This window comes from Caldifarcimen microaerophilum (genome assembly GCF_055387105.1).
Genome location: NZ_AP038914.1, coordinates 1,015,635 through 1,039,030, shown reverse-complemented (window position 1 = coordinate 1,039,030; position 23,396 = coordinate 1,015,635). Strand labels below are relative to the sequence as shown.

The 23,396-nt window shown below is 59.0% G+C and carries 22 protein-coding genes; 12 read left to right on the top strand and 10 right to left on the bottom strand.

The genetic code is table 11. The features are described from left to right. Nucleotides 1-32: 32 nt before the first annotated feature. Nucleotides 33-974: a hypothetical protein gene (locus AC6HU3_RS04855; RefSeq protein ID WP_497536166.1), complete on the bottom strand. Its 942-nt coding sequence runs from the start codon at nt 972-974 to the stop codon at nt 33-35. Between the two features lie 150 nt (nt 975-1,124). Continuing rightward, nucleotides 1,125-1,574: an Hsp20/alpha crystallin family protein gene (locus AC6HU3_RS04850; protein ID WP_497536164.1), complete on the bottom strand. Its 450-nt coding sequence runs from the start codon at nt 1,572-1,574 to the stop codon at nt 1,125-1,127. 462 nt (nt 1,575-2,036) lie between these two features. Between AC6HU3_RS04850 and AC6HU3_RS04845 the strand changes: the two genes are divergently transcribed. The 12 genes from AC6HU3_RS04845 to AC6HU3_RS04790 all read left to right on the top strand — a co-directional run bounded on the left by AC6HU3_RS04845 (nt 2,037) and on the right by AC6HU3_RS04790 (nt 14,027). Next, entirely contained in the window at nt 2,037-2,999 is a 963-nt protein-coding gene (locus AC6HU3_RS04845; protein WP_497536163.1) for a patatin-like phospholipase family protein, read from the top strand. Further along, the gene (ribD, locus tag AC6HU3_RS04840; protein WP_497536162.1) at nt 2,899-4,029 is read left to right on the top strand and encodes a bifunctional diaminohydroxyphosphoribosylaminopyrimidine deaminase/5-amino-6-(5-phosphoribosylamino)uracil reductase RibD; all 1,131 of its coding nucleotides are present in this window, start codon (nt 2,899-2,901) and stop codon (nt 4,027-4,029) included. Before AC6HU3_RS04845 ends, ribD begins: the two co-directional genes overlap by 101 nt. Further along, a complete protein-coding gene (locus tag AC6HU3_RS04835; protein WP_497536161.1) occupies nt 4,026-5,555 on the top strand; it encodes a sodium:neurotransmitter symporter family protein in 1,530 nt (509 codons plus the stop codon). The genes ribD and AC6HU3_RS04835 overlap by 4 nt, the downstream gene beginning before the upstream one ends. A 102-nt stretch (nt 5,556-5,657) precedes the next feature. Further along, nucleotides 5,658-6,179, top strand: coding sequence for a COG2426 family protein (locus AC6HU3_RS04830; protein WP_497536160.1), 522 nt, complete (start codon nt 5,658-5,660; stop codon nt 6,177-6,179). Continuing rightward, entirely contained in the window at nt 6,163-6,780 is a 618-nt protein-coding gene (locus tag AC6HU3_RS04825) for a hypothetical protein (RefSeq protein ID WP_497536159.1), read from the top strand. Before AC6HU3_RS04830 ends, AC6HU3_RS04825 begins: the two co-directional genes overlap by 17 nt. Nucleotides 6,781-7,052: 272 nt before the next feature. Continuing rightward, the gene (locus tag AC6HU3_RS04820; RefSeq protein WP_497536158.1) at nt 7,053-7,721 is read left to right on the top strand and encodes a LolA family protein; all 669 of its coding nucleotides are present in this window, start codon (nt 7,053-7,055) and stop codon (nt 7,719-7,721) included. A gap of 5 nt (nt 7,722-7,726) precedes the next feature. Continuing rightward, nucleotides 7,727-8,662 carry a GNAT family N-acetyltransferase gene (locus AC6HU3_RS04815; protein WP_497536157.1) on the top strand — a complete coding sequence of 312 codons (936 nt, stop codon included), beginning with the start codon at nt 7,727-7,729 and terminating at the stop codon, nt 8,660-8,662. 29 nt (nt 8,663-8,691) lie between these two features. After that, on the top strand, nt 8,692-10,371 hold the full coding sequence (locus AC6HU3_RS04810; RefSeq protein WP_497536156.1) for an acyl-CoA mutase large subunit family protein: 1,680 nt from the start codon (nt 8,692-8,694) through the stop codon (nt 10,369-10,371). Then, nucleotides 10,371-12,086 (top strand): DUF262 domain-containing protein, encoded by a 1,716-nt coding sequence (locus tag AC6HU3_RS04805; protein ID WP_497536154.1) that lies wholly within the window; start codon nt 10,371-10,373, stop codon nt 12,084-12,086. The genes AC6HU3_RS04810 and AC6HU3_RS04805 overlap by 1 nt, the downstream gene beginning before the upstream one ends. Before the next feature lie 14 nt (nt 12,087-12,100). Next, the gene (locus AC6HU3_RS04800; protein WP_497536153.1) at nt 12,101-12,868 is read left to right on the top strand and encodes an endo alpha-1,4 polygalactosaminidase; all 768 of its coding nucleotides are present in this window, start codon (nt 12,101-12,103) and stop codon (nt 12,866-12,868) included. Continuing rightward, on the top strand, nt 12,865-13,062 hold the full coding sequence (locus AC6HU3_RS04795) for a hypothetical protein (protein WP_497536152.1): 198 nt from the start codon (nt 12,865-12,867) through the stop codon (nt 13,060-13,062). The genes AC6HU3_RS04800 and AC6HU3_RS04795 overlap by 4 nt, the downstream gene beginning before the upstream one ends. A gap of 56 nt (nt 13,063-13,118) precedes the next feature. After that, nucleotides 13,119-14,027, top strand: a complete 909-nt coding sequence (locus AC6HU3_RS04790) for an AAA family ATPase (RefSeq protein WP_497536151.1) — start codon at nt 13,119-13,121, stop codon at nt 14,025-14,027. Here the strand turns inward: AC6HU3_RS04790 and AC6HU3_RS04785 are convergent. The 8 genes from AC6HU3_RS04785 to AC6HU3_RS04750 form a co-directional block, all read right to left on the bottom strand. Continuing rightward, nucleotides 13,982-15,541, bottom strand: a complete 1,560-nt coding sequence (locus AC6HU3_RS04785) for a hypothetical protein (protein ID WP_497536150.1) — start codon at nt 15,539-15,541, stop codon at nt 13,982-13,984. The two genes, AC6HU3_RS04790 and AC6HU3_RS04785, sit on opposite strands and share 46 nt — an antisense overlap. Next, on the bottom strand, nt 15,538-15,993 hold the full coding sequence (locus AC6HU3_RS04780; protein WP_497536149.1) for a thioredoxin domain-containing protein: 456 nt from the start codon (nt 15,991-15,993) through the stop codon (nt 15,538-15,540). The genes AC6HU3_RS04785 and AC6HU3_RS04780 overlap by 4 nt, the downstream gene beginning before the upstream one ends. Before the next feature lies 1 nt (nt 15,994). Then, entirely contained in the window at nt 15,995-16,462 is a 468-nt protein-coding gene (locus AC6HU3_RS04775) for a hypothetical protein (RefSeq protein ID WP_497536148.1), read from the bottom strand. Continuing rightward, on the bottom strand, nt 16,459-17,466 hold the full coding sequence (locus AC6HU3_RS04770; RefSeq protein ID WP_497536147.1) for a hypothetical protein: 1,008 nt from the start codon (nt 17,464-17,466) through the stop codon (nt 16,459-16,461). Before AC6HU3_RS04770 ends, AC6HU3_RS04775 begins: the two co-directional genes overlap by 4 nt. Continuing rightward, nucleotides 17,466-19,958, bottom strand: a complete 2,493-nt coding sequence (locus tag AC6HU3_RS04765; protein WP_497536146.1) for an alpha/beta hydrolase family protein — start codon at nt 19,956-19,958, stop codon at nt 17,466-17,468. The genes AC6HU3_RS04770 and AC6HU3_RS04765 overlap by 1 nt, the downstream gene beginning before the upstream one ends. Before the next feature lie 143 nt (nt 19,959-20,101). Then, a complete protein-coding gene (locus tag AC6HU3_RS04760) occupies nt 20,102-21,088 on the bottom strand; it encodes a hypothetical protein (RefSeq protein ID WP_497536145.1) in 987 nt (328 codons plus the stop codon). After that, nucleotides 21,088-22,026, bottom strand: a complete 939-nt coding sequence (locus AC6HU3_RS04755) for a TadE/TadG family type IV pilus assembly protein (RefSeq protein WP_497536144.1) — start codon at nt 22,024-22,026, stop codon at nt 21,088-21,090. The genes AC6HU3_RS04760 and AC6HU3_RS04755 overlap by 1 nt, the downstream gene beginning before the upstream one ends. Nucleotides 22,027-22,039: 13 nt before the next feature. Then, nucleotides 22,040-23,395, bottom strand: a complete 1,356-nt coding sequence (locus tag AC6HU3_RS04750; protein ID WP_497536143.1) for a pilus assembly protein TadG-related protein — start codon at nt 23,393-23,395, stop codon at nt 22,040-22,042. Nucleotide 23,396: the final 1 nt, after the last annotated feature.

Here is a 23,396-nt window from a genome sequence, read left to right as displayed (position 1 = left end):
CTTGTTTGAAGCCCCTGCCTCCTGCAGGAGGGTTAAGCCTGTGAGGATCCATTCTCAATGATCGCGTAGATATCGCTTTCTCGTATTGTCCGCGATTCTCCCTGCATCACTTCCATGCGGACCGTGCCTCCCTGCACCACGCCGCGGGAATCGGTGGGCATGGCCTGGAGGGACTGCAGCCTGATGGAGAGGTCCTGTGCGGTGTATTCCGGGTGTCCGCCCACCGGTCCGCGGCGGATCTCCCCAAGTTTCCCACTCACGAAAAAGGTGAGGGCGCCCTCAAAAGGTTCCACCCGATCCGGCTGGGGGGCGATGCGAATCACCAGAGAGTCGGGATGGAGGACAAAATGCTGAAGCGGAGAGAATCCCGGATCCATGGTGATGGTCAACCGCTGAGTCTCATAGGCAAGCCAGGGTCCGAGAGAGTCTTCTTCCAACCCGCTGAGAACCCAACCTCCTCCTGAGTCCACGGGAGCAAACTGGAACGTTGCCTGCACATCGAGGGAATCTCCCCCCAGAAGACGATACGATCCCTGAAGGGTGTCCCTCAACAAAATGCGTCCGAAGCCGAACAGCGAATCGTTGTCATCCTGAAGCAACAGGGTGACAGGGCCACCGGAAGGGTTTGCCAGGGTGATCTGAAGGGTCAGACCCATGTCCAGGTCCACCTGCGTGTCGCACTGTACGTGCAAGGTGATGCTTTCCCGGGGAAGGCCGTCTCCATCTCCATCCTGAATTTGCAGAGTGTCGGCGGGGAGGCCGCACGCGGTCAGGACACGGGTGTTTCGCAGCAGGATGGGGATCGCCGTCCACGTTCCTCGAACGCCGGTGCCCGTTCCGGCCAGGATCATGTATCCGAGGGTTCGGAAGGGTTCCGAGGTTTCTTCTGCGGGCTGCTCTCCTCTGCACGCGGTGAGAAGTGCCCCTGCGAGGAGGGGAAGGGAGATCCAGAGGGTTCGGGAAACGCTTCGCATGGTGACCTCCTTGTGCGGTTCCCTCAACAGCATGAACCCATCTGGATGTGTCTATTATACGCATTTGAGCCCGCCGTGTGTGTGATTTATCTCACACAAAACAAAGGTGGGGTCCACAGGACCCCACCCTCATCGCGTGCAACGAACGCTTCACTTCACTTCCACGTCAATGGTCCGGGGCTTGACCCGCTCGCTCTTGGGAAGGACGATCTCCAGGATGCCCTGTTTGTAGGAGGCTTTCGCCTTCTCCCGGTCCACGTCCACCGGCAGGCGCACCGCCCGGTAGAACTTGCCGTAATAGATCTCCCGGTGATGGTAATTTTTCTCCTTTTCCTCTTTCTCTTCCCGGCGTTCGCCGGAGATCACCAGGGTGTCGTCCGTGATGGTCACCTTGATGTCGTCTTTCTCCATCCCGGGAATCTCCGCCCGCACGATCACCGCATCTTCCGTTTCCTCCACATCCACCGCCGGAAGCCACAGGGCCTCCCGCCCTTCCCGGGTCGGGCGTCCCGTGGCCAGGGTGTTGAACAGACGATCCAGTTCCTCCCGGATGCTCATGAGCTCCCGGAAGGGATCCACCGGAAAAATGTCCCGTGCCATGGTTCACCTCCTTGTTCAGTGGATGTTTCTTGTCAATTAATATGATATCGAAGCAATAAGGAAATGTCAAGAACTGCGGGCTGAAGTTCACCATGTGTTTGGATACGATGCTCACAATCCGGGTCCGGATTTCGCGATCGAAGACGTTCACGGCCCCCTCCCCCAGCCCCTCCCGCCAGGGGAGGGGGATACCCCGTTAGCGTTCAGGAGAAATCCTCTACGTTCGGGAGTCTCCACGCGGTTTTCCGAAGAAAACCGCGTGGAGTGCATTCGGTGGGGGTGTCCGAACTCATGGGTGAACTTCAGCTCTTGCCCTCGACGGTCCGGTGGTCCTCGGGTATAATATCGGGAAAAAAGGAGTTCAGGCTATGGACGGGCTGAAAAATGTCGGCTATGTGGTGGGGCAGCTGGTGCTCTTCGCGCTGGCCTGGGGCGTGGTGAAGGTGATCGCCGTGATGGGCCATGGAGGACATTAGACCGTTTGGCGGCGTGGTTGCGGTGCTCGGGGGTGGGGGCGCCCGGGGAATGGCCCATGTGGGGGTGCTGGAGGTGCTGGAACGGGAGGGGCTCCAGCCGGACGCGGTGATCGGCACGAGCATCGGCGCCATAGTGGGGGGGCTCTATGCCCTCACCGGGAGCGTGCAGGAAGCCTTTGCTCGTCTGCGCACCCTCTTCCATTCGGAAACTTTCCGGATCGTGGTCCGAAAGGCGGACCGCCTTTCCCGGAAGCCACCGCCCCGTTCCGGTCTGGCCGTCACCGCTCCTCTTGAGTCTGCCCGGCGATTTCTGATGATTCTTCCCACCCTCACCCGAAAGGGGGTGATGGAGGACCCCGCGGTGGAGGCCAGCCTGGACATGCTGTTCCGACATGCCACCTTCCGGGACACCAAGATTCCCTTCGCGGCGGTGGCGCTGGATCTCCGGACGGGCCGGGATGTGGTTTTCCGATCGGGTCCGCTGGCCCGGGCAGTCCTGGCCAGCATGTCCATTCCGGGGATTTTCCCGCCGGTGGAAATCGACCGGTTTCTCCTGGTGGATGGCGGAATTACGGCCAAGGTTCCGGTGCGGATTGCCCGGTCTCTCGGAGCGGATCGGGTGCTCGCCGTGGACGTTTCCTATCATCCCCCCTTGCAGGAGACCTTCTCTTCCGCGTTTGAAATTCTGAACCGTGTAAGGGATCTCGCCAGCGAACGTCTGGTTCTGGAGGACCTTTCCCAGGCCGATCTCCTCCTCCAGCCCGAACTTGGGGATGTGGCCTGGCACGAATTTGATCTCTGGCAATATCTGTATTTCAAAGGGCGGATGGAGGCCGAGGAACACCTGGATGAACTCCGCAAGCTTTTCAAACCTGGACCGCTGGATCGTCTCCGGCCCCGGCGGGGCGTGGGCAAACTGGAGCGGGCCGCCTTCACCCTGGTCACCTGACGTCGAGTTCATGGGTCTTGCCTTTCGGCTTGCTGAACTCGGGAGGGGCCGCACGTTTCCCAACCCCCTGGTGGGATCGGTGGTGGTGCAGAAAGGCCGGGTGGTGGGTGTGGGCTACCATCGTCAGAAGGGCGATCTTCATGCCGAGATCCGGGCCCTCCAGGAGGCCGGGGAACACGCCCGGGGGGCGGACCTGTTCGTCACCCTGGAACCCCACAACTTTCACGGCACCACCCCGCCCTGCACCCGGGCCATCCGGGACGCCAGAATCCGGCGGGTGGTGGTGGCCACCCTGGACCCCCATCCCCGCGTGGCCGGACGGGGTGTTCAGGAATTGCGGGAGGCAGGCCTCACCGTTGAGGTGGGGCTGGGTCATCCCATCGCCCGCTATCAGAACCGGTATTTCTTCACCTTTCACGAGCGAAAGCGCCCCTATGTTATCCTGAAACTCGCCGTCACCCTGGATGGACGCCTGGCCTCCCCCCACAGGCGGTGGATTACCTCTGGGGAAGCCCGGGCCTTTGTCCACCGGCTCCGGGGAGAGGTGGACGCGGTGATGGTGGGGGCCGGGACGGCACGGGCGGACAACCCACAGCTCACCCCCCGGGCTGTCTATGCCTTCCGTCCTCCCCTCCGAATCCTCCTGGGGGGGTCGTCCTTTTCTCCGGACCTGCATCTCTTCCGGACACCACCGCCCACCCTTTGGATCTCACCTTCCCCTTCCCGCAAGCCCCAGGGTGTGGAAATCTGGACGATGGATCCCCACAACCTCCCGGAGGTGCTGGGTCGGCTTGCGGAAGAGAAGGGGGTCCAGAGCGTGCTGGTGGAAGGGGGCCCCCGACTGGCGACGTCCCTCCTTTCAGAGGACGTGGTGGATGAAGTGCTGTGGTTTTCCGCTCCCTGGATTGCAGGGGAAGGCCCTGGGATGGAGGGGGTGCGGTTCTCCTTTGAGGATGGATGGGTTCAGGAAGTTCTGCATCTCGGAAAGGATACCCTGTTCCGGTGGGTGAAACGGGAGGTGTTTGCATGAGGCAGCGGTGGGGCACACGCATCGGACTGATCCTCGCCATGGCGGGGAACGCCGTGGGCCTGGGGAACTTTCTGCGGTTCCCGGTCCAGGCCGCCCAGAACGGGGGCGGCGCCTTCATGATCCCCTATTTCGTGTCCTTTCTCCTTCTGGGGATCCCTCTCATGTGGGTGGAGTGGGCCATCGGGCGATACGGTGGAACCTTCGGACACGGCAGCACGCCGGGCATGCTCCACCGCCTGTGGGGACACCCGGTGGCCAAATATCTGGGGGTGATCGGCTTTGTGGGGCCCCTCCTGATTGTGGTGTATTACACCTACATCGAATCCTGGACCCTGGCCTTTGCCCTGTTTTCTCTGTTCGGAAAGTTTCCTGAGGTTCCCCCCACCACGGATGTAACCCAGGTTCTTGAACCGTTCAAGGCCTTCTTCCTCAGTTTCTCCGGATTCGGGGACGGGTTTTTCGCCCACCCCTCACTCTGGGCCTATGGCATTTTTGTGCTCACCCTTTGTCTCAACGTCTGGGTGCTTGCCCGGGGGATCTCGAAGGGCATTGAAGCCCTGGCCAAAGTGGCCATGCCCACGCTGTTTCTGTTTGCCATCATCCTGGCGGTGCGGGTGCTCACCCTGGGCCATCCCGTGTCCCCGGACGTGAGTCCCTGGACGGGAATGGACTTTCTCTGGAAACCCCAGTTTGATAAACTCACGGACTGGAAGATCTGGCTTGCGGCGGCCGGTCAGATCTTTTTCACCCTTTCGGTGGGCATGGGCGCCATCCACACCTATGCCTCCTATCTCCGGGAGAAAGACGACATCGTTCTCTCCGGTCTCACCACGGCGGCTACGAACGAATTTGTGGAGGTGGTGCTGGGCGCTTCCATCGCCATTCCTGCAGCCGTGGCCTTCTTTGGGGTGGCCGGGGCGGTGGCCATCGCTCAGAGCGGTGCCTTCTCTCTGGGCTTCTTCTCCATGCCGGCCGTCCTTTCCCAGATGCCCCTGGGCAACGTGTTCGGCTTTCTGTGGTTCGGTCTGCTGTTCTTTGCCGGCATCACCTCATCCGTGGCCCTTTCTCAGCCCACCGTGGCCTTTCTGGAAGACGAACTCGGATTCTCCCGCAGAAAAGCCGCCTGGACGGTGGGAGCCTTCGTGTTTCTGTCCGCCCATCTTCCCATCTTTGTGAATGGAGCCCTGGACGAACTGGACTTCTGGATGGGCACCTTTTTCATCACCCTGTTCGCCCTGATTGAGGTGATCGTCTTCATCTGGATTTTCGGTGCGGAACGGGCCTTTGCGGAAATCGAAAAGGGCGCGGATATCCCCATGCCCGCCTTTTTCAAACCCGTCCTGAAATACGTCACCCCCCTCATGCTCCTGGCCATCATCGGGGGCTGGTTTGCCACGGAATGGTGGAGCAAAATGACCACGGCCAGCGCGGCCATCTGGCTCACCCGGGGGTATATTCTCACCATCCTGCTTGTGGGCGGAATTCTGGTTCACCGGGCCTTTTCCCGGAAGGAGGTGACGGCATGAGTGTGGATGCCCTGGTGTTCATGCTCCTCTCGTGGGGTGTGGTGATCGGCCTCGTGGTGTATTGCTACAAGAAGATCTTTGAAACCGGGACCACCTTTGAGGATGCCTGAAGCCCTTCAGGTTCTGGTTCTCGCGGCACTGCCCATCTCCGAGCTCCGGGGCGCCATTCCCCTGGCTCTGTGGGGATACGATTTCCATCCTCTCACCGCCTATGGTCTCGCCGTTCTCGGGAACCTGCTCCCCCTTCCCCTTCTGCTGCCCGGCTGGCGGCTGGTGTTTGCCCTGCTGGACCGTGTTCCGGGAGGGCACACCCTCCGGAGGATGCTGGAGCGCAGGGCGTGGGAAAAGTCGGAAGGCGTGCGCCGGTGGGGCCTGGTGGGGCTGTTCCTCTTTGTGGCCGTGCCCCTACCCGTCACCGGCCTCTATACGGGGAGCCTGGTGGCCCATGTGCTGGGCATTCCCTTTCGTCCGGCTGCTCTCGCCCTCAGCCTGGGGGTGCTGACCGCGGGGGGGGTGGTGCTTCTTGTGAGCCTTGCGGGATGGCCGGTGGCTCTTGCCTTCTTTACAGTTCTTGCGGTAGCCAGTATCCTTTCCGGGAGGAGGGTCTATGCACGCGGTGGTTGATCGGCTGAACGCTCAGAACCTTCTGCGTCCATACACCTGCCGGGTGCGCGCCGAAGGTGTGACCCTGCGGGGCAGGCTTCGCCTGGAGGCCATTCTGGAGGAATTTCCCGGGATCGGCGAGGTGCGTTTCCGGGTGACGAAAGGACCGTGGGAAGGGGCAACCTGGATCCGGGATGCCGGGGGTCTGTTCTGGAGGGTGTCCCGCTCCTATCCCCTCCGGGAGGAAATCGCCGACCTCTCGCCCCAGGTCGCGAGGGGGATCCGACTGGAGGACCTCACCTGGAGTGCCCTTCTTCGGCGAATTCGCTCCTGGAACGAGCCGGAGGTGCTGCGGGAGGACGCGGCACTCCTTCGCCTCCGCCACCGGGAGGAGGACATCACCGACGAGGTGCTCCTGGATTCCAGCACCCTCCGTCCCCATGTCTGGACCCGGATGGAAGGCGATGAGATGGTCCTCCGGGTGTTTTATGACCCTCTGCGGGAAGAAAAGCCGTCCCGTATCCTCGCATGGGCTGCCCTGGGGGTGGCGGTGGGCGTGGCTTCCCTGGGCCTGTGGCTCGTGAACCGGGCGCGGGGGGATCATCCGGAGGAGAGAGAATGAAGGGCCTTGCTGGCGGGATTGCCCTTCTCCTCGCCGCAGAGGGGCCTGGTTCTTTCTCCGGCGGAAGACGACGGGACACCGGGTTTGCAATCTCACGCGCTCCCCATGGGAATACCGGACGGAGCGTTGTCTCATCGGGGAACCTTCTTTCCCCTGGGGGTGCATGGGATCAGGAAGATGATCGGGTGCATGAGACATGGTTTTGGGAGATTGGACGAAACACGGTTCCGGGCCCTGAAAGGGTCCGGTTCGGACCCAACAGGAGGTGAACCATGGGAGGAGTCCTGACCGCACTTTTCCTTTTCGCCGCTCTGCAGGAAGCGGCCCCCGCATCGGATACGGCTCCGGATCCGAGGGCGAAGGTTCGGGAGGCCGTGGCCGCCATGGAACAGGCCCTTTCGGGCGTGGAATCCTACACCTGCATTCTGGAGAGTTTTGCCCTCGGATTCAACGGGGAGGAAGAGCGGAAAACCTATGAATATTCCTTTGTGAAGCCCGGGTATGTCAAGATGAAGGTCATCAAGGGACCCGCGGGCGAAGCCTTTTATGATCCCACCACTGGCAAGGTCCGGGGACGGAAGCCCGGTCTGCTCTCCGTGGTCCGTCTCACCCTCACCCCGGATGACAAACGGGTGAAAAGTGTCCGGGGTCACCGGATTGACGAAACGTCCTGGTTTTTCCTGCTGGACTCCTGGAAAGAATATGTGGACAAAGCGGACAGCGTGGCCCTGGAGGAGAAAGGCGACACGCTGGTGCTCTTCGCCACGGGCATTCCGGAAAATCCGTACAAAGAGACGACCATGAAACTCTATCTGGATGCGAAAACCCACCTTCCCCTTGGATTTGAAGCCTTTGACGCGGAAGGGAACCTGACCCACCAGGTGCGGTACCGGGATGTGAAACTCAATCCCGGTCTGAAGCCGGAGGATCTCCGCTTCTGAGGGCCATGAATCTCCATCTCTCCCGTGTGGTTTCCCTGGATGAGATCTGGGAGGTGGCCCCCCGCTGGGAGGAGGGGCTCTCTCGCCTCCAGGAGGAGGCGGTGTATTTCACCATGAGCCCCCAGTGGATGGGGATGTCCGCGGATCTGTATGGATACACGGGGGACCTGTTCCATGCCCGGGCCGAAACCCGGGTGGGGGAGCAGCATTTCCTGATTGAGTTTCTGGAAGCCGAAGACGGAACCTGGAAGGTGGTTCCGGCGCTGGCGCCCTATCCCCTTTCGCCCCTCTGGCGCCTGCCCGTTCCCAACCGGGACGTCCCCCGCACTCTCCGGGCGTTGTGGGATCATGCACTGGCCCTGGCCGGACATCCCCAGGGCGAGATCCTCCTGCCCGTGTGGGATGAGGCGCTGGCCCTGGAGAACATCGACAACCACGCCATCGGTCAGGTGCGGGTGCTCTCCAGCCTCGGCGATGTGGGATCCGTGGATCAGCTCGCCTATCAGATCCGCAACCACCATCTCCGGAAAAAGTTTTTGAAAGCCGCCCGCCTACGGGATGTGGAGCTCGAGATCCTGGTCTCTCCGGGTGCGGTGATGGAGGCACTGGACCTCTTCCTGGATCCCCTGGACCTTTCCTTCATAGACCGCGCCTTTCTCTCCATGGTGTATCCCCTCCTTGCCCAGAAAGGGTGGCTCAAACTCTTCCTTCTGCGGATGGAGGGATGGCTGGTGGCCGCAGCCAGTCTGGTCCAGTTCGCCCGTCGGGCCACCGTCCATCTCTACTGGGAAAAACCCTATGAGTTCAAGATCCCCTTCCTGTGGGCACTGGGGTGGTATCTCCTGGAGCACGCCCTGGAAGAAGGGGTGATGGAGATCTACAACTTTCCCGTCGAACTGGGAGGACACAAACCGGTTCGGGAGATCCGGGTTCGTTTCTGAATTCAAGCAAGCAGGAAGGAGGTTCCGGGATGGAGGAACTGAAAAAAGCCTATGAGGCATGGAAGAAACGCCGGGAAGAGAACTCCCGGGATCAGGCGCCGCGGTATCTCACCCTGTCCGGCGTGCCGGTGAAACTCCTCTATACCCCCCTGGATGTGGACACGTCGGAAAAGGGGTATCTGGAAAACCTGGGATTCCCCGGGGAATACCCCTTCACCCGGGGGGTGTATTACAACATGTACCGCGGAAAGGTCTGGACCATGCGCCAGTTTGCGGGCTTTGGCCGGGCGAAGGACACCAACGCCCGGTTCAAGTTCCTGATGGAGCAGGGCCAGACCGGGCTCTCCACCGCCTTTGACATGCCCACCCTCATGGGATACGACTCCGATCACCCCATGGCCGACGGGGAGGTGGGGGTGGAAGGGGTGGCCGTGGACACCCTGGCGGACTTTGAGGTGCTCTTTGACGGCATTCCCCTGGACCAGGTGTCCACCAGCTTCACCATCAATTCCCCCGCCGCCATCATCTATGCCATGTATATCCTGGTGGGGGAAAAACAGGGCGTGCCCAGCCAGAAACTCCGGGGGACCTTGCAGAACGACATTCTGAAAGAATACCACGCCCAGAAAGAGTGGATTTTCCCGCCCGAGCCCTCCATCAAGATCATCACGGACATGCTGGACTTTGCCCGGACCCACACGCCGAAGTTCAACATGATTTCCATATCGGGCTATCATATCCGGGAAGCCGGTTCCACCGCGGCCCAGGAGCTCGCTTTCACCCTGGCCGACGGTTTTGCCTATGTGGAGGCTGGAATCCGCGCGGGCATGGACGTGGACGACTTCGCTCCGCAACTCTCTTTCTTCTTCAACGCCCACATGGACTTCTTTGAGGAGATCGCCAAATACCGGGCGGCCCGGCGGATCTGGGCACGGGAGATGAAAAACCGCTACAAGGCGAAAAAGCCCCGGTCCTGGATGCTCCGGTTCCACACCCAGACGGCGGGTGTGTCCCTCACCGCCCAGCAGCCGGAGGTGAACATCGTCCGGACCGCCCTGGAGGCGCTGGCCGCCGTTCTGGGGGGCACCCAGTCCCTCCACACCAACTCCTTTGACGAAGCCCTTCAGCTCCCAAGCGAAAAGGCGGTGACCATCGCCCTCCGGACCCAGCAGGTGATTGCCCACGAGTCTGGTGTGGCCCAGGTGGTGGATCCCCTGGGGGGAAGCTATTACGTTGAGGCGCTGACGGACGAAATGGAGCGCCAGGCCTACGCCTATTTTGACCGGATTCTGGAGATGGGGAACGGTTCCTTCCTGGACGGCGTGCTGAGGGGGATTGAGGAGGGCTTCTTCGTTCAGGAGATTTCGGATGCGGCCTATGACTTCCAGCGCCGGGTGGAGAGCGGAGAATTCGTGATCGTGGGGGTGAACCGATACGTGGATCCCGATGAAAAAATCGAGGTTCCGCCCTTCAAGGTGGACCCCATGGAGGTTCAGAAGGAGCAGATTGCCTTTCTTCAGAAGGTGAAGTCCGAGCGGGACAACGATGCGGTCCGGCGGGCGCTGGAGAACCTCCAGAAAGCGGCCCAGGAGGGGCGGAATCTGATGCCCTTCATTCTGGATGCCGTCCGGGTGTATGCCACGGAAGGGGAGATCATCGAAACCCTGAAATCGGTGTATGGGGTGTATGAGGAAAAGGTGATCGTGTGATGTCGGTGCCCCTTCTTCAGGCGGACACGGTGACACTTCACGAGATTTTCGGCAATGCCCGGCGTTATCACGTGCCCCCCTTCCAGCGAAACTATTCCTGGGATGAGCCTCAATGGGAAGACCTGTGGGAAGATCTTTGGAGACTTTGGCAGAGAGAAGAACCCTATCACTACATCGGGGTGGTGCTCTTCCAGCAAAGTCAGGATGCACTTGTGGTGGTGGACGGCCAGCAACGTCTTGCAACCTTTGTACTTCTGGCTCTTGGAGTGATCGATTTTCTGGAACACCTGGAACAGAAAGGGGTGGATGTTGAAAAAAATCGGGAGCGTCGGGAGATTTTCACACGTAGATTTGTGGGGGAAAAAGAACCTGTGCAGCTTCTGTTCCAACCGCGTCTGCGGCTGAATCGAACCGATCACGGGATTTTCAACCAGTACATTTTGAAACGCCAGAAGCCTCCTTCCGGTACGCAGTCCCGACACCCATCTCACAAACTGCTGTGGAAGGGGTTTCAGTTTTTCCAGAAGAAGGTTCGAGAGTCTTTCGCAGAGGATACGGGAAGTGACGTGGCAGCATTTCTGGAAATGGTTCTTCAGCTCACCCTTTTTACTCAGATTCTCACCCCCGATGATCTGAGTGCCTATGTGATTTTCGAAACCCTCAATGCCCGTGGGATTGCACTCACACCCACGGATCTGCTGAAAAACTATCTGTTTTCTCTGATGCAGGAGGCTGACCTGGATCTCGTGCAGGAGCAGTGGAATCGAATCGTGAGTATTGTGGGAGAAAGGGATTTCCCCAAGTTTTTACGCTATTTTGTCAACAGCCAGAGAAAAGATCCAGAGCGCAAGGAGCGGTTATACAGAACCTTGCGAAAGTCGATCATTTCTGCGCAGGATGCACTGGAGCTCCTTGAACGACTGGAGCATGTGGCGGGGTTTTACGAAGCCCTCTCTTCGCCCGAGCACGAAGTCTGGGCAGAATTTCCCGAGCGGGGTTTTCCCCACGTACAGGATTTGAATGTTTTTCAAGCCCATCAGGCCGCACCCCTGCTGCTGGCTCTGTATGAAAAGTGGTTGGAAGATCCTGAAAGATGGCGGAAGGTGCTGATGCAGGCGGTCCGACTTGCCGTTGTGGTTACCGTGCGGTATCTCACCATTGGCCGAAGAAATCCAAATCAACTGGAAAAGGCATTTACGCGAGCAGCCTATGCTGTGCGACAAAACCAGGCCACCGACGCCCATGGAATCTTTCGCGTTCTCCTGGGGTTCCACGTTTATCTGGACGATGAGACCTTTGAAGAAACTTTTGCCGTCGCGCAAAACCCGAATCGAAAGTCCTCCCGTGTTGTCAAACGTTTGCTTCTGGGGCTGGAAGCCCATGCCCGCAAAAGTCCTTCACCCATAGTGGAAAGTCTGGATGATCCAAAAATCACGGTAGAGCATATTCTCCCGCAGCAAACGTGGAGGGAAGAAGGGGTTTCATGGGTTCACCGCATTGGAAACCTCACGCTACTGGAAGAACACCTGAACCGAGAGGCGAAGAACCTATCTTTTGAGAAAAAACGTGAGATTTATCGCAGGAGTCGATTTGAGATCACCCGAATGGTTGCCGAATACGATACGTGGAATGAAGAAGCCGTGCGGCATCGCCAGCGCATCATGGCAAAATGGGCCGTTGCTGTATGGCGATGGGACGGATCGGCCTCGTTGTAGTCCCGGTCGGGCTTGTGTCCGTTCTTGCCTGCACACGGGCAGGAAGCATTCCCGCGCCTTCGTTTCCCGGAAGGACCTATTTCATCCAGTATACCGGGACCCTGGATCTATCCCGTCCGGAAGAGGTGTATGATCTGGATCTCTTCGGCACGCCCCCGGAGGTTGTGGACAGCCTCCATCGTCTGGGAAAAGTCGTGATCGCGTATGTGAATGTGGGGGCGTTGGAAGACTGGCGTCCCGATGCGGACGCATTTCCGCCCGAAGTGCTGGGCAATGCCTATGCGGGCTGGCCCGGTGAGCGATGGCTGGATATTCGACGTCTGGATCTCCTGGGACCTATCATGGAGGGGAGACTGGATCTTGCCCACCATAAGGGGTTTGACGGCATCCATCCGGACAACATGGACGGATTTGAGAACAACACGGGCTTTCCCCTTTCACGGGAAGACCAGATCCGGTATAACCGCTGGGTGGCCGAGCAGGCACACCGCAGAGGTCTGTGGGTGGCTCAGAAAAATGCACCGTCCCTTGCCCGGGACCTTGCCGAGGATTTTGATTTTGCCATTCTGGAGAGCTGTTTTGAAGAAGGCTGGTGTGATACTTTCCGGGTGGGGTACGCAGACCGGGGAAAACCGGTGTTTGCAATCGAATACGCGGAGAACGATCCGGATACCCTGCACATCTGTGCCTATGGGGATACGACGGGCATCTTCTTTCTCTTCAAAACCCTGGCGCTGGATGCGCGGACGTGGACGTGTGACGGGAGGCGGGTGCGGAGATGAGCCGGTGGTTGGGGCTGGTGGGTCTGATTCTGGCGGCCTGCACGCCCCGGCTGGTTCAGGAAGTGTCGCCGGAGCACCCCCGGTGGGACGTGCCCTTTGGCAAGCCGTTCCCAGAGGGGACGCGGGAGGAGGACCGCCATCGCCTTCTTCTTCGCAAGGGGCGGGACGTCCAGGCCATTCCCCTCGATTTCTGAAGGACCCGGCCTGTGAGGCAGATATTTCATCAGGAGGGCTGTATCATCAAAACACCATGACACCCCTTGCCCGAGCCATCGAACAGGTGGAGGGGGTGGTCCGGGGCAAATCCCGGGCTGTGCGGCTGGTGTTTGCGGGGCTTCTCGCCCGGGGGCATGTGCTGATTGAGGATCAGCCCGGTGTGGGGAAGACCACCCTGGCCCTGGCCACCGCCCGAACCCTGGGGCTGTCCTTCCAGCGCATCCAGTTCACGTCGGATCTCCTGCCTGCCGACATTCTCGGGGCCTCGGTGCCCGACCCCCAGACGGGGGAGTTCCGCTTTCAGAAGGGCCCCATTTTCACCCATATCCTCCTGGCCGATGAGATCAACCGGGCCACGCCCCGCACCCAGTCCGCCCTTCTGGAAGCCATGGCGGAGGGTCAGGTCACGGTGGAGGGCCACACCTATCCCCTCCCCCGCCCCTTTTTCGTGATCGCCACCCAGAACCCGGTGGATGCCGCCGGAACTTTCCCCCTTCCCCACAGCCAGATGGACCGGTTTCTCATCCGTCTCCATCTCGGCTATCCCGATCCCCAGGCAGAGCTGGACATCCTCCGTATGGGGAATCCCATGGAAAAGGCCCGCGCCCTCAGCCCCGTGCTTTCGGCAGAGGACGTCGTGAACCTGCAGGATCGGGCGTCGCGGGTGCGGGTGGATGAAAGCCTCCTTGCCTATGCCACCCGCGTGGCCCAGGCCCTCCGGGAGGATCCCCGTCTGGCGGTGGGGCTGTCCACCCGGGGGGTGATTCAGTGGGTGGCCCTGGCCCGGGCCTGGGCGCTGCTGGAAGATCGGAATTACGTGATTCCCGAAGACCTCCGCCACCTCGCCCCCTTTGTGCTGCTCCACCGACTCCTGGCGGTGGAAGGGGAGGCCCTGCCCTATATCCTGGAAGAGATCCTGGACCGGATCCCTTTGCCGGTGTGAGGAGCAGGCAGACCCCGAGTCCGTAGAAATATGTCTGTGATGTGGAACAGAGATGCACCGACGCCAAAAATCCCCAGCCACATCCAGAAAAAAATGGAAGCGTATCTCATCCAGGGATTGAATTTGCCCACCAGCAGGGGAGGAGCAAACACACCGGGCCCCTGTCTCCAGGGGTTACCAATCACCCGGATGCCTTTCTTCTCCGGTAGATAGCAAGCCATTCCCCCTTCTCTCTGTACCGTACAAAGAGGCAGTCCTGTCAGGTTACTTACCAGCCGGTGACGTACCTCAATAGCCCTTAAAAACACAGAGACATGAAGCCAGGAAAACTGGGCCGGCGAAAGGATCATGCCGCGGCCAACGGGCGAGGGTTTGGTCAAATAGGGATACAGGCCTTCATTGCAGACCTGAAGATGCATTGCCCACCCTGGGGCCATCACGCGGTAACCGGGGTCGTCTACGTTCCCCCCTGTCCGACGTACGCCAAAGAAACTTGTGATAACGGGAACGTATTTCTCTCCTCCAATAAACAGCAGCCGCTTGTGATAGATTGACGTATCTCCCTGGGGTGACTTGATGTACACCCGTGAAAGCAGGCCTTCGGGGGTCCACACAATGGTATGCCAGACTTGCCCGTGGGGAGATGGGACAGTGCGGTCTATCCATTCAATAAATTCCAGAATCTTTTTCTCTCTGGAACCCATGAGGGGTGCAGGGCCAAAGGTATTCTCAGGGAAAATCAGCCACAGGGTATCGTTGTCTCGGAGGGTGCGGTTCAGGGCATCGATCATGTCCCGGTAACGTTCAAGATAGGCTTCCAGGGGGGCGCGGTAGAAGATTCCGGGGGAAAGGAAGACCAGACGGTGTCCTCGCAAGGTCTTAAGGGCATAAGGAGGTTGAAGAACCAGGGAGATCAGAGTCCCAAACATACCGACGAAGAGTGCCCATTGGCCTTCTCTGGTACGCGCAAACAGGCCTCCCCATATGACCAGTGCACCCAGCCACACCCCTGCCCAGGGGCCCCAAACCCGGGATACCCACAAAAGAGGTTTCATTCCGGCAGCATCTGTCAGAAAAAACACAGGAACACCGATCGAGCTGAGGTATCGTTCCATAAACCATTCCGTGAGGAGTGCCAACCCCAGCCATATCGCCATCTTCCAGACAGAATGCTTGGTTGAAAGGGGAAAAAAGAGTACGGGCCACACGCGATAAAGCGTATAAAGCAAACCCACCAGCAAGCCAACCAGCACCATTAAGACAAAGGCTATAGCATGGGCTCGAGCAGCGGGATGGAAAGCAAATCCTTCAAAAGCAAGAACATGCACCAGTGCAACGCCGGCTATAAGACGCAGACGATCTCGAAAAGAAGGGGCATACAGAAAAGGCAACCATAGAAAGGGGACTAGATATCGCCCTGCTTCCCATCCGAGGAAGATACCCCACAGCAGGGAAACGATTACAAAAAGGACACGCTGTTCACGTATCTTCTGGAAGGATAAGGAGGGGATCATCGAACCACCAGGCGCTGACGGATCTGGCCTGTGCTGTCCACCACCACCATCGTGGGATGGCGGGGGTCCCCCACCTGCCGAATCACCCCGAAATTGTCATAGAAATAAAGCAGTGTGGTGTCTTTTCCCGTGCGGGCTTCTTCGGGCACCGCAATGCCGGGGGAAAGGAGGACCACCACCGCCACGCTTTCCGGAGGATACCGGTGAAGGCTGTCCAGAAGGGCCAGAAGTTCGTTCCTTCGTTCCACCATGGATGGAGGAAAGAGGGCCAGGACGGTGGGCCGATCCCGGGCGGGCACCAGGAGCACCGTGTCACCCTTGAGGTCCACCGCGGGGAAGGGAAAGGTCAGGGTGGGCTGCCGGAGGACCTCGAAGGGGTTGAAATAGAGCATCCGCGGTGTCACCACCGCAAAGAAGAGCAGGACAAGAAGTGCAAGAAATCGCTGTCGCATCTCAGAGGACGGGGAGCATCACCAGGCCCGCAAGTCCCCAGAGGGCGAGGGGCACGCCCACGGCGTGTTCGGGTTCCAGGGCCCGGCGAAGTTCCCACCAGGCCGCCACAAAGCCCAGCATCCACAGGATGTCGGTGGCGGGCGCAAGCCAGCGAAGACCGGGAATCCACACGAAGGGGGAATAGGGTGGGGGAAGGAGGGGCAGGAGGGCCATCCGGATGCCGAGAAGCCCGGCCATCCAGGCAGCCGGGCGAAAGAAAAACCGCCAGGGGAGGGTCCCCTCAAAGGATGGCCACAGAATCACGTGCATGGCCCACAGCGCCGTGGCCAGCACCGCCCACACCATCCCCACCACCAGAACAAGGCGGATCCCCATGAGGGAATACACCATTCCCCCCACCGCACCCGCCACACCTGCCCCGAGGACAAGCATCCCATAGGGCACCCACCGAAGAATCTGCGGTTTCACGGCACGTAGAGGACGGAGTCCAGCACCTGGTTGTTGCGCTCCACGCGGATCAAAAACGTGTCCCCCGGCGTGAGGGAATCGGGGGGATCAAACCAAGGATCAACGGCATACGTGCCATGGCGTCCGTAATAAACCGGAGGAAGGATCAGTGTGGCGGAATCAAGGGCATAAATGTCCCACATGGTAATCCCGGTAACCGTGGTCACCCAAAGCCGATCGACACCCACAGAATCGGGGGTCCAGCGAATAAGGGGCCATGATGGGCGAACGTACAGAGTGTCTGTGGGATCAGGATCGGCGGTATCCACGACGAGCGTGAGACCGGTTCCCGGTGGTTCCACAACGTCCAAATATCGCTCCTCGCCCCCACCCATGAGGCTGATGAAACGGAAGGCCTGGAGGTCGAAGTCTGACAGAGTGTCCCACCCCTCGACCACGAGTCGATAACGGCCTGTCGTGTTTCGAACGGTGTCAGGTAGGGGGAAAATGCTATCCTGCAGAATTGTATCAACGAGCACGACCTGATGCGCCACGGGATCGGTGACCACGAATTGCAAAGGTAGGATCTGTGTGGCGATGTGAATGATCAGCGTATCGCCGCGGTGGATGGAGGTATCACCTCCAGGTATGCGGAAATGAGGGGCAGGAACCCTCGCCATGACCAGGGAGGTTTCAGCCTGCATGCCTCCCATCTTTAAGCCTACATGGAGGGTGTCTGTAAAGGGGAGCGGACCCCAGAAAAACAGGTTTCCAAACGCAGATAGGGTTTCTTCTTCTACCCACAGCTGGTTCGGAAGGAGGGTGTCTCCGCCCACGCGCAACACAACAATATATCCTGCCAGAGAATCCTGTCCCACGAGTTGAGCGTGGGAGAGCACGAAATACTGTACACTCGTTGAATCAGATCCACCATCCCCCGGAGGTCCCGGCGGGGAGGTCGTTCCTCCCCGCCGGCACATGGAAAACACCAGGGCCACAAGGGCCAGAAGCGCGATCCGTCGCATCAGTGGAGAGCCACCTCCTGTGCGGCCACCTGAACCGCCGCCGTGTCACACCGGACCTGCTGAACCGGGGCTGCAAGACCGGGCTGGAGGATGGGGTAGTTGTCCTTGATGGGCATCCCGTTCGCATCCTGATAATCCAGCACCCGCACCTTCCAATAGCACGTGACGTTTCCGTTCCGAGTGGTGTCATCCAGCTCCTTCACCCCCACCCAGCGATCGATCTTCTTCACAAATTTCCCAGACTGGTCCAGTTCGCCGATGATCCAGTAGAGGTCGCTGGCATAGCGGGTGAACCGCTTGGTGGTCTCAATTAGGGTGTCCTTCACACCGACGAGATTCCGGGCATTCGGCTTCTCAAACATGTGGAATTTCACCTTGAGATCCAGCGAAACCAATGGGGGGTTTTTCACGGCGGCCACCAGGTACACTTTGGGGGTGGTGGTGGCATTCCGCTCCAGAGCAATACCTTCTGGACCTGCGTTCCGGGAGCTCCCGGTCCCGATCATCCCGTGACGCACCTGACCGATGCCGCTGTAGGTATAGAACTCCTGCCACCGGCGAACGGGATCCGCCCGGAGATAATCCAGGGTCAGGTTGTTATCCCGGAAGAGGGCATAGAACTCCACATCAATGCTGGACGTGGAAAAGAGGTACTCCCATGCCACCTCATACAGGAAGTGATGCTCCACCATCCACCGGTTGAGAAGGAAATCTTCAATCTCGATGGCGAGTTGATCTGCCCAGTTACGATATTCGTCAGGATACTCCGGCGCATCAAGGTGGAAGCGACGGGTCGAGTTATAAAACTCCTGGACAGCAAACAGAGGATCCCGGTACGCAGGATACCGAAAGAGACCGGATGTCCTCGAGACGACGCCGTCGTTGTTATAATAAGCATCGCTTGAGGGGTAGAGGCCATTGCAGGAAGGTGCAGAATATTCAAGGGCACCCATAAAGCGCCCCAAAACCCAGAGAACAGCGCTTGTGGGGGGCCAGGACGTACGGCGGGGAAGATTGCCCGTCATATAGAGGTAGAGAGGACGCTGAACCGTTCCCCCCGAATAAGCGATTTCTTCATCTCGGTGAAGGGTCACAACATCCTCGTCTCCAGGACGGGGGTCGGGGAACGAAACGATCTGACCCGCAGAACCCACGCACACGCGAATGTACGGGTGACCTTGCGGCTCCTGATACACCAGGGGTTTGACCGCACCGGCCGGAGCCAAAATCACGTTTCCGATCGAACCATACCGGAACACTTCATTGGCATCGGAAATGTCCACAGGATAAAAAGGATGGGGGTTAGCGTTAAGATCGTTTTCAAAACTTCGGTATCCCGGATCTGAAGGCGTCCATCCCATCCTCCGCTGAACATATCGAGCAAGGGTGTCAATCAGGTCGCCCTTGGAGTCCCGATAGGTAACCAGATCCGCAATGATGCTTCCCAGGTGAGGGGTGTTGATCGATCCCAGCGCGGTAACCCGGAAAGGATGAATGGCTGCAGCAGCTCGGGAGATCAAACCGCCCATTGAAAAGCCTGTTAAAACAACACCGCGGAAGCCATTGTCCAGTGCCCCTGCATCAATGTAGGAGCGCTCCATTTTTTGCCAGAGAACTTCCGCAGGTTCCAGAAAACCCCTGTGCCCTGAGTGCTCAAATGCATAAAACCCGACAAGTTTTTTCAGGATTTGCTCGTCCACCATCACATTCCTCTTGAGAGCCTGATAGATCGCGTTGAGCTGTTTGTGCACACCTCCGCAAAACCCCGGTGTACAGGGATACGGATTCACCGTCGTGGGCCACCCCGCGATGTTTAAACCACCACTAAAGAAAACTGCCACAGGATCAAACACACCATAGCGTTTTCCAACCACAATGCCGGCCGAGTAAGGGATCATACCGTTCCCCACTTTAACTTGACCCCCCGAAATTTCAAGTCGGAAAGGGTAACCTGCAGGATCCCACAGTGCCTGGAGTTGCACGGGATTCACCTTTTCTCGCAATTCAGAAGGGAGACCTTTCAGGATCAGCTCAGAATTCACCCTTGGTTCTTCACCTTCCACAAAGAAGACAACGAGTTCGTTGACATCTTCTGTCGCCATATCCCGCAAAAAGCCTCCCGGAAGCCGAACGGCCACCTCTTCCCCTGAGGATGCTGCCTCTGCAAAAGGCATGGCAGTGAAATACCGATGGTTGACCAGAACAACAACGTTTCCCCATTCGGCGGAAATAGGTTTTTTCAGAGGAAAGGAGAGAACCACTCCATACATCAGGTTTTCCAGTACATCGGGGGCAATCGACAGAAGGTCACCACGCCGAAACCGAAGAATGACCACATCTGAAGCCTGATTTTGATCAAGAAAAGCCAATTCAGGGGGTAATTCGGGGGTTACTGTCGCTTCAAGAACGGCGTTATCCTGGAAAACCAGCCCTTCCACGCCGATCAGAACACCATGAGGAGATTCGAGAGATTCTCCTCCCTGTTCGCTCACATGGATGCTTCCCTCCCATACAGGGGGGGGGACCGAACCGGTTGGCTGACGGCGAGAGCACGCCCCTGCCGTCAGCAGGATTCCCAATGCAACCATGCGCCACACACGCATGATCAACCTCCTTTTATGAATATTGTTTTCTTTCATGGTCGCTGCCATTCTCCCAGAAAAACGACATCCCCACTCCGGTTGCCGTAGAATCGATAGCGCGCACCGGGGATGATCGTGTCCCGGAGCGCGATGACCACCTCATAACGCAGTGGATCCTCCCGTCCCATCACAACAGGCGGTGCAAACGGAATTCGCTGTGTTGTGTCCTGAGGGTCACGGATCCCCTGAATATACCAGACGGGATCCTCCTGATTAGAACGAACAACACGCCAGATTCCAAAAGCCAGAAGAGAATCGTCGGGAATCCAGGAAAAACAAGGCAAAGCGCCAGAACATCCCGGAGACAGAGTATCTGCAACGATGGACCAGGTCGAAGTGTCACCCACGGTTACCCAGCGGATTTCCGATCCCCCCGTTCGCGCCTCAATGCCCCCCCACTCCGCGGCAGTCACGAGCAACGTATCCCACAAATACGCTTCCAGGCGAAATTGCCCTTGTGTGCTCAGAGGAACCCACACGGTGTCCATTGTAGAATCCAGTTGAAACAGGATCTGTCCCGCGGTGTCTTCGACACGGAGAAAGGCCTCTCGTGAAAGAATAACAAGAAGGGTGTCTTCGGCTGAAAGTTGTGTATCCGTGGAGGGGGATAGAAAACGGGGTGGTGTAAGGGTGTCAATGGGGATTGTGGCACGGTGTTCGTTTCCATCATATTCAAACAAAACCTGAGCTGATGGAACCGACAGAGGCACAGCAACAAAATAATACCCGTCAGCAATAGGGGACAGAGGTGTTCCGTTGAGTTCAACATATCTCACTGCGCGGGCCGATCCCCTGCCCCACGCCTCGGATGAAAACACCAGCGCCACGTCCACCGAGTCTCCCACCACCTGCTCTTCCACATAAAGGTGGATGGTGCCCACGCCAGGAGGTCCGATGATGTCCCCCGTGTCCCCCGTCCTCCGACGGCAGCTCAGGCTGGCCACCGTGATGAGGAGCAGGAGCAGAGGGATCCGGCGCATCACCATTCGTCCCAGGTGGACGGTGGATTGGCGAAGTTGATCACGCCCAAATCGTCCGGGTAATCTCTATCCGTGTCAAACATGGCAAGCCGCAGAGATTGGGTGGCGTCGATGATGTCAATGGCGGAAAGGGGCGCGGGGAACACGGTGAGGTGGGAGATGATGACCTCGTCGTTGTGGGCAAGCTGAATGCCTCCAAGGAGGACACTGGCCGCCCCGATGAGGGCTCGCGTCATGGGGGTCACCGGATACCGCACGCTCACCTTGGCGGCGATCAGCCAGGTACCATAGGGAAGTTCGTATCGGGTGATCCGGCGGGGATCGTTGACGCCGCCGCTGTTTTCACGCTGTGCGTCCTCTTCCCACCACCGGCGGGTCAGGTTGTCCACCTGATTGTCCGGGACCTCACCCGGATGAAGATACCCCACGCTGTTGGCCATTCCCCCACGCTGAACCGCGATGGAATCCGGACCGTTCCGGTTCCTGCGGAGGTATTTGATGTAGGGGACGGCCCGATATTCCACCGTCACCCAGGAAGGGTCAATGCCCAGAGAATAGGCAAGGTATTGCCTGGCCATCTGGGTGGCCGGATTTTTCCCCGGGAAACCGATCCAGCCGGTAACATCTGTCACCTGCGCCAGCATGGGGGGCGTGGTCCGATCGCCACCTATGTTGGCAAGACGACGGAAGAAAAGTCGGAGGGCCAGGGTCACAGGTGCGCCATTGTAATCGTACGGATAGAACATGGCCCCCCGGGCGTTGGCGGCGCTGGGATTGATCATATTGGCAGCCCGCTCGGCGGCGATGCGGGAGGCGATGATCACCTTCTGATGGGCATACACCAGACGTCCGACGTGGAACACCCCCGCGAGGAGCACAAACAGGATGGGAAGAACCATCAAAAGCTCAATCAGGGCACTTCCTTTCTGGCGTTTCATGATTCACCCCCTCTCAGTGATAGGGTTCCAGGTCCGAAATGGGCCCATATTCCGTTTTGACGGTGGGGATGAGCTGGGCGTGATACCACTCCAGGTTGTCGATCCGGGGGTTGCCCGCGAAGAACAGGCGGGTGACGAGCCCATCGCCGAGATCCTGACGCAGGAAATCAAAGAAGTGGGCCACCCAGGGCCAGAAGGTCCACTTCCGGTCGGCGAAGGGTAGCCCGAGGCCGAAATAGCGGGTGTTGAAGTTGGCGTAGAGGTGGAGGTCGGTCAAACGGAGATAGCCTCCCGTATATTTCTTCACACCCGCGGCCGCATCGGCGCACACCTTGTTGGGTGCGGTGAACAGGAGTGCGGGGAGGGCGCTCGTCAGAGGGTTGCGCTGGGGAAGGACCATGTATCCCCCTCGCCAGACAAACCCGGGGAACATCAGGTAACTTGTGTTTTGCTGGTTACTTGCACACCCGCCGAACTGAAAGTTGAGGGGGGTCTGAATGGCGCTTGCGTTTCCGAACCAGTTGAGGGGGATGAGACGCATGATGGTGGAGGGCTGGAGGGGGGCCTGCACCCGGACATACACCCGCCCCAGGCTGTCCAGGTTGAATTCGGTCTGATAGCTGTGCTGGTAGTTGTTGTCCGAAACCCAGCCCGGTGCAGGGTTGGGCGGGTTCACCGAGACGTTGAAGCCCGGGGTAAACCCGCTGATATCGTAAAAGTTGGGAAACCCACCCATGTCAAAGTCCATGAGGCCCTGCTGGGGATAGAACAGCAAACCCAGCCACCGGAAAGGGTTGGTCATCCCCGGTTTGAAGATGTTCAGGCGCACCACGTCCTGAACATAGGTTCGGAGTTCCCGGCGCATTTCGGCGGGGTTATAGATCCCCACACCGTTGTGGAACTGGTGGACCCGGGTCTGATGGACGGCCAGGAACCGGGACACGGCCGCATCCTGGACCCGGAAGGCCCGGTGATACATCCGGCGCATGTCCACCAGGAAAGAGTCGCGATTCATATCCCCCACGTCTTCGTCGGCAAGCTGATAGCCCCCCGGCACAAAATCTGCCCCGGGAGCAAACCCCACGCCGCCCGTGGCGGCCCAGAAGAAGTTGGCCTGGTTGTGGGCGGCGTTCTCGGCCACCTCCATCCAGAGGTCCATCAGGGCGTTTTCCAGGATCATGGTGTTTCGAAGGCCGGCGAACACATAAGCCCCCGCCAGAGCCCCCGCGTCGGCGGCGTTCTGGGCCTCGATTTTGGCGGAAAGCAGGCGCCCCACCTCAAAGATATAGGCCAGAGTGCTCACCAGAATGGCGATCATGAAGATCCCGATGGCCGCCACGAAACCTTTTTGACGTTTTCTCTTCACCATG

Excerpts from the sequence above, each read along its gene's own strand:
- AC6HU3_RS04855 (WP_497536166.1), bottom strand. The coding sequence starts at position 974 with ATGCGAAGCGTTTCCCGAACCCTCTGGATCTCCCTTCCCCTCCTCGCA.
- AC6HU3_RS04850 (WP_497536164.1), bottom strand. The coding sequence starts at position 1,574 with ATGGCACGGGACATTTTTCCGGTGGATCCCTTCCGGGAGCTCATGAGC.
- AC6HU3_RS04845 (WP_497536163.1), top strand. The coding sequence starts at position 2,037 with ATGGAGGACATTAGACCGTTTGGCGGCGTGGTTGCGGTGCTCGGGGGT.
- ribD (WP_497536162.1), top strand. The coding sequence starts at position 2,899 with ATGAACTCCGCAAGCTTTTCAAACCTGGACCGCTGGATCGTCTCCGGC.
- AC6HU3_RS04835 (WP_497536161.1), top strand. The coding sequence starts at position 4,026 with ATGAGGCAGCGGTGGGGCACACGCATCGGACTGATCCTCGCCATGGCG.
- AC6HU3_RS04830 (WP_497536160.1), top strand. The coding sequence starts at position 5,658 with ATGCCTGAAGCCCTTCAGGTTCTGGTTCTCGCGGCACTGCCCATCTCC.
- AC6HU3_RS04825 (WP_497536159.1), top strand. The coding sequence starts at position 6,163 with ATGCACGCGGTGGTTGATCGGCTGAACGCTCAGAACCTTCTGCGTCCA.
- AC6HU3_RS04820 (WP_497536158.1), top strand. The coding sequence starts at position 7,053 with ATGGGAGGAGTCCTGACCGCACTTTTCCTTTTCGCCGCTCTGCAGGAA.
- AC6HU3_RS04815 (WP_497536157.1), top strand. The coding sequence starts at position 7,727 with ATGAATCTCCATCTCTCCCGTGTGGTTTCCCTGGATGAGATCTGGGAG.
- AC6HU3_RS04810 (WP_497536156.1), top strand. The coding sequence starts at position 8,692 with ATGGAGGAACTGAAAAAAGCCTATGAGGCATGGAAGAAACGCCGGGAA.
- AC6HU3_RS04805 (WP_497536154.1), top strand. The coding sequence starts at position 10,371 with ATGTCGGTGCCCCTTCTTCAGGCGGACACGGTGACACTTCACGAGATT.
- AC6HU3_RS04795 (WP_497536152.1), top strand. The coding sequence starts at position 12,865 with ATGAGCCGGTGGTTGGGGCTGGTGGGTCTGATTCTGGCGGCCTGCACG.
- AC6HU3_RS04790 (WP_497536151.1), top strand. The coding sequence starts at position 13,119 with ATGACACCCCTTGCCCGAGCCATCGAACAGGTGGAGGGGGTGGTCCGG.
- AC6HU3_RS04785 (WP_497536150.1), bottom strand. The coding sequence starts at position 15,541 with ATGATCCCCTCCTTATCCTTCCAGAAGATACGTGAACAGCGTGTCCTT.
- AC6HU3_RS04780 (WP_497536149.1), bottom strand. The coding sequence starts at position 15,993 with ATGCGACAGCGATTTCTTGCACTTCTTGTCCTGCTCTTCTTTGCGGTG.
- AC6HU3_RS04770 (WP_497536147.1), bottom strand. The coding sequence starts at position 17,466 with ATGCGACGGATCGCGCTTCTGGCCCTTGTGGCCCTGGTGTTTTCCATG.
- AC6HU3_RS04760 (WP_497536145.1), bottom strand. The coding sequence starts at position 21,088 with ATGCGCCGGATCCCTCTGCTCCTGCTCCTCATCACGGTGGCCAGCCTG.
- AC6HU3_RS04755 (WP_497536144.1), bottom strand. The coding sequence starts at position 22,026 with ATGAAACGCCAGAAAGGAAGTGCCCTGATTGAGCTTTTGATGGTTCTT.
- AC6HU3_RS04750 (WP_497536143.1), bottom strand. The coding sequence starts at position 23,395 with ATGGTGAAGAGAAAACGTCAAAAAGGTTTCGTGGCGGCCATCGGGATC.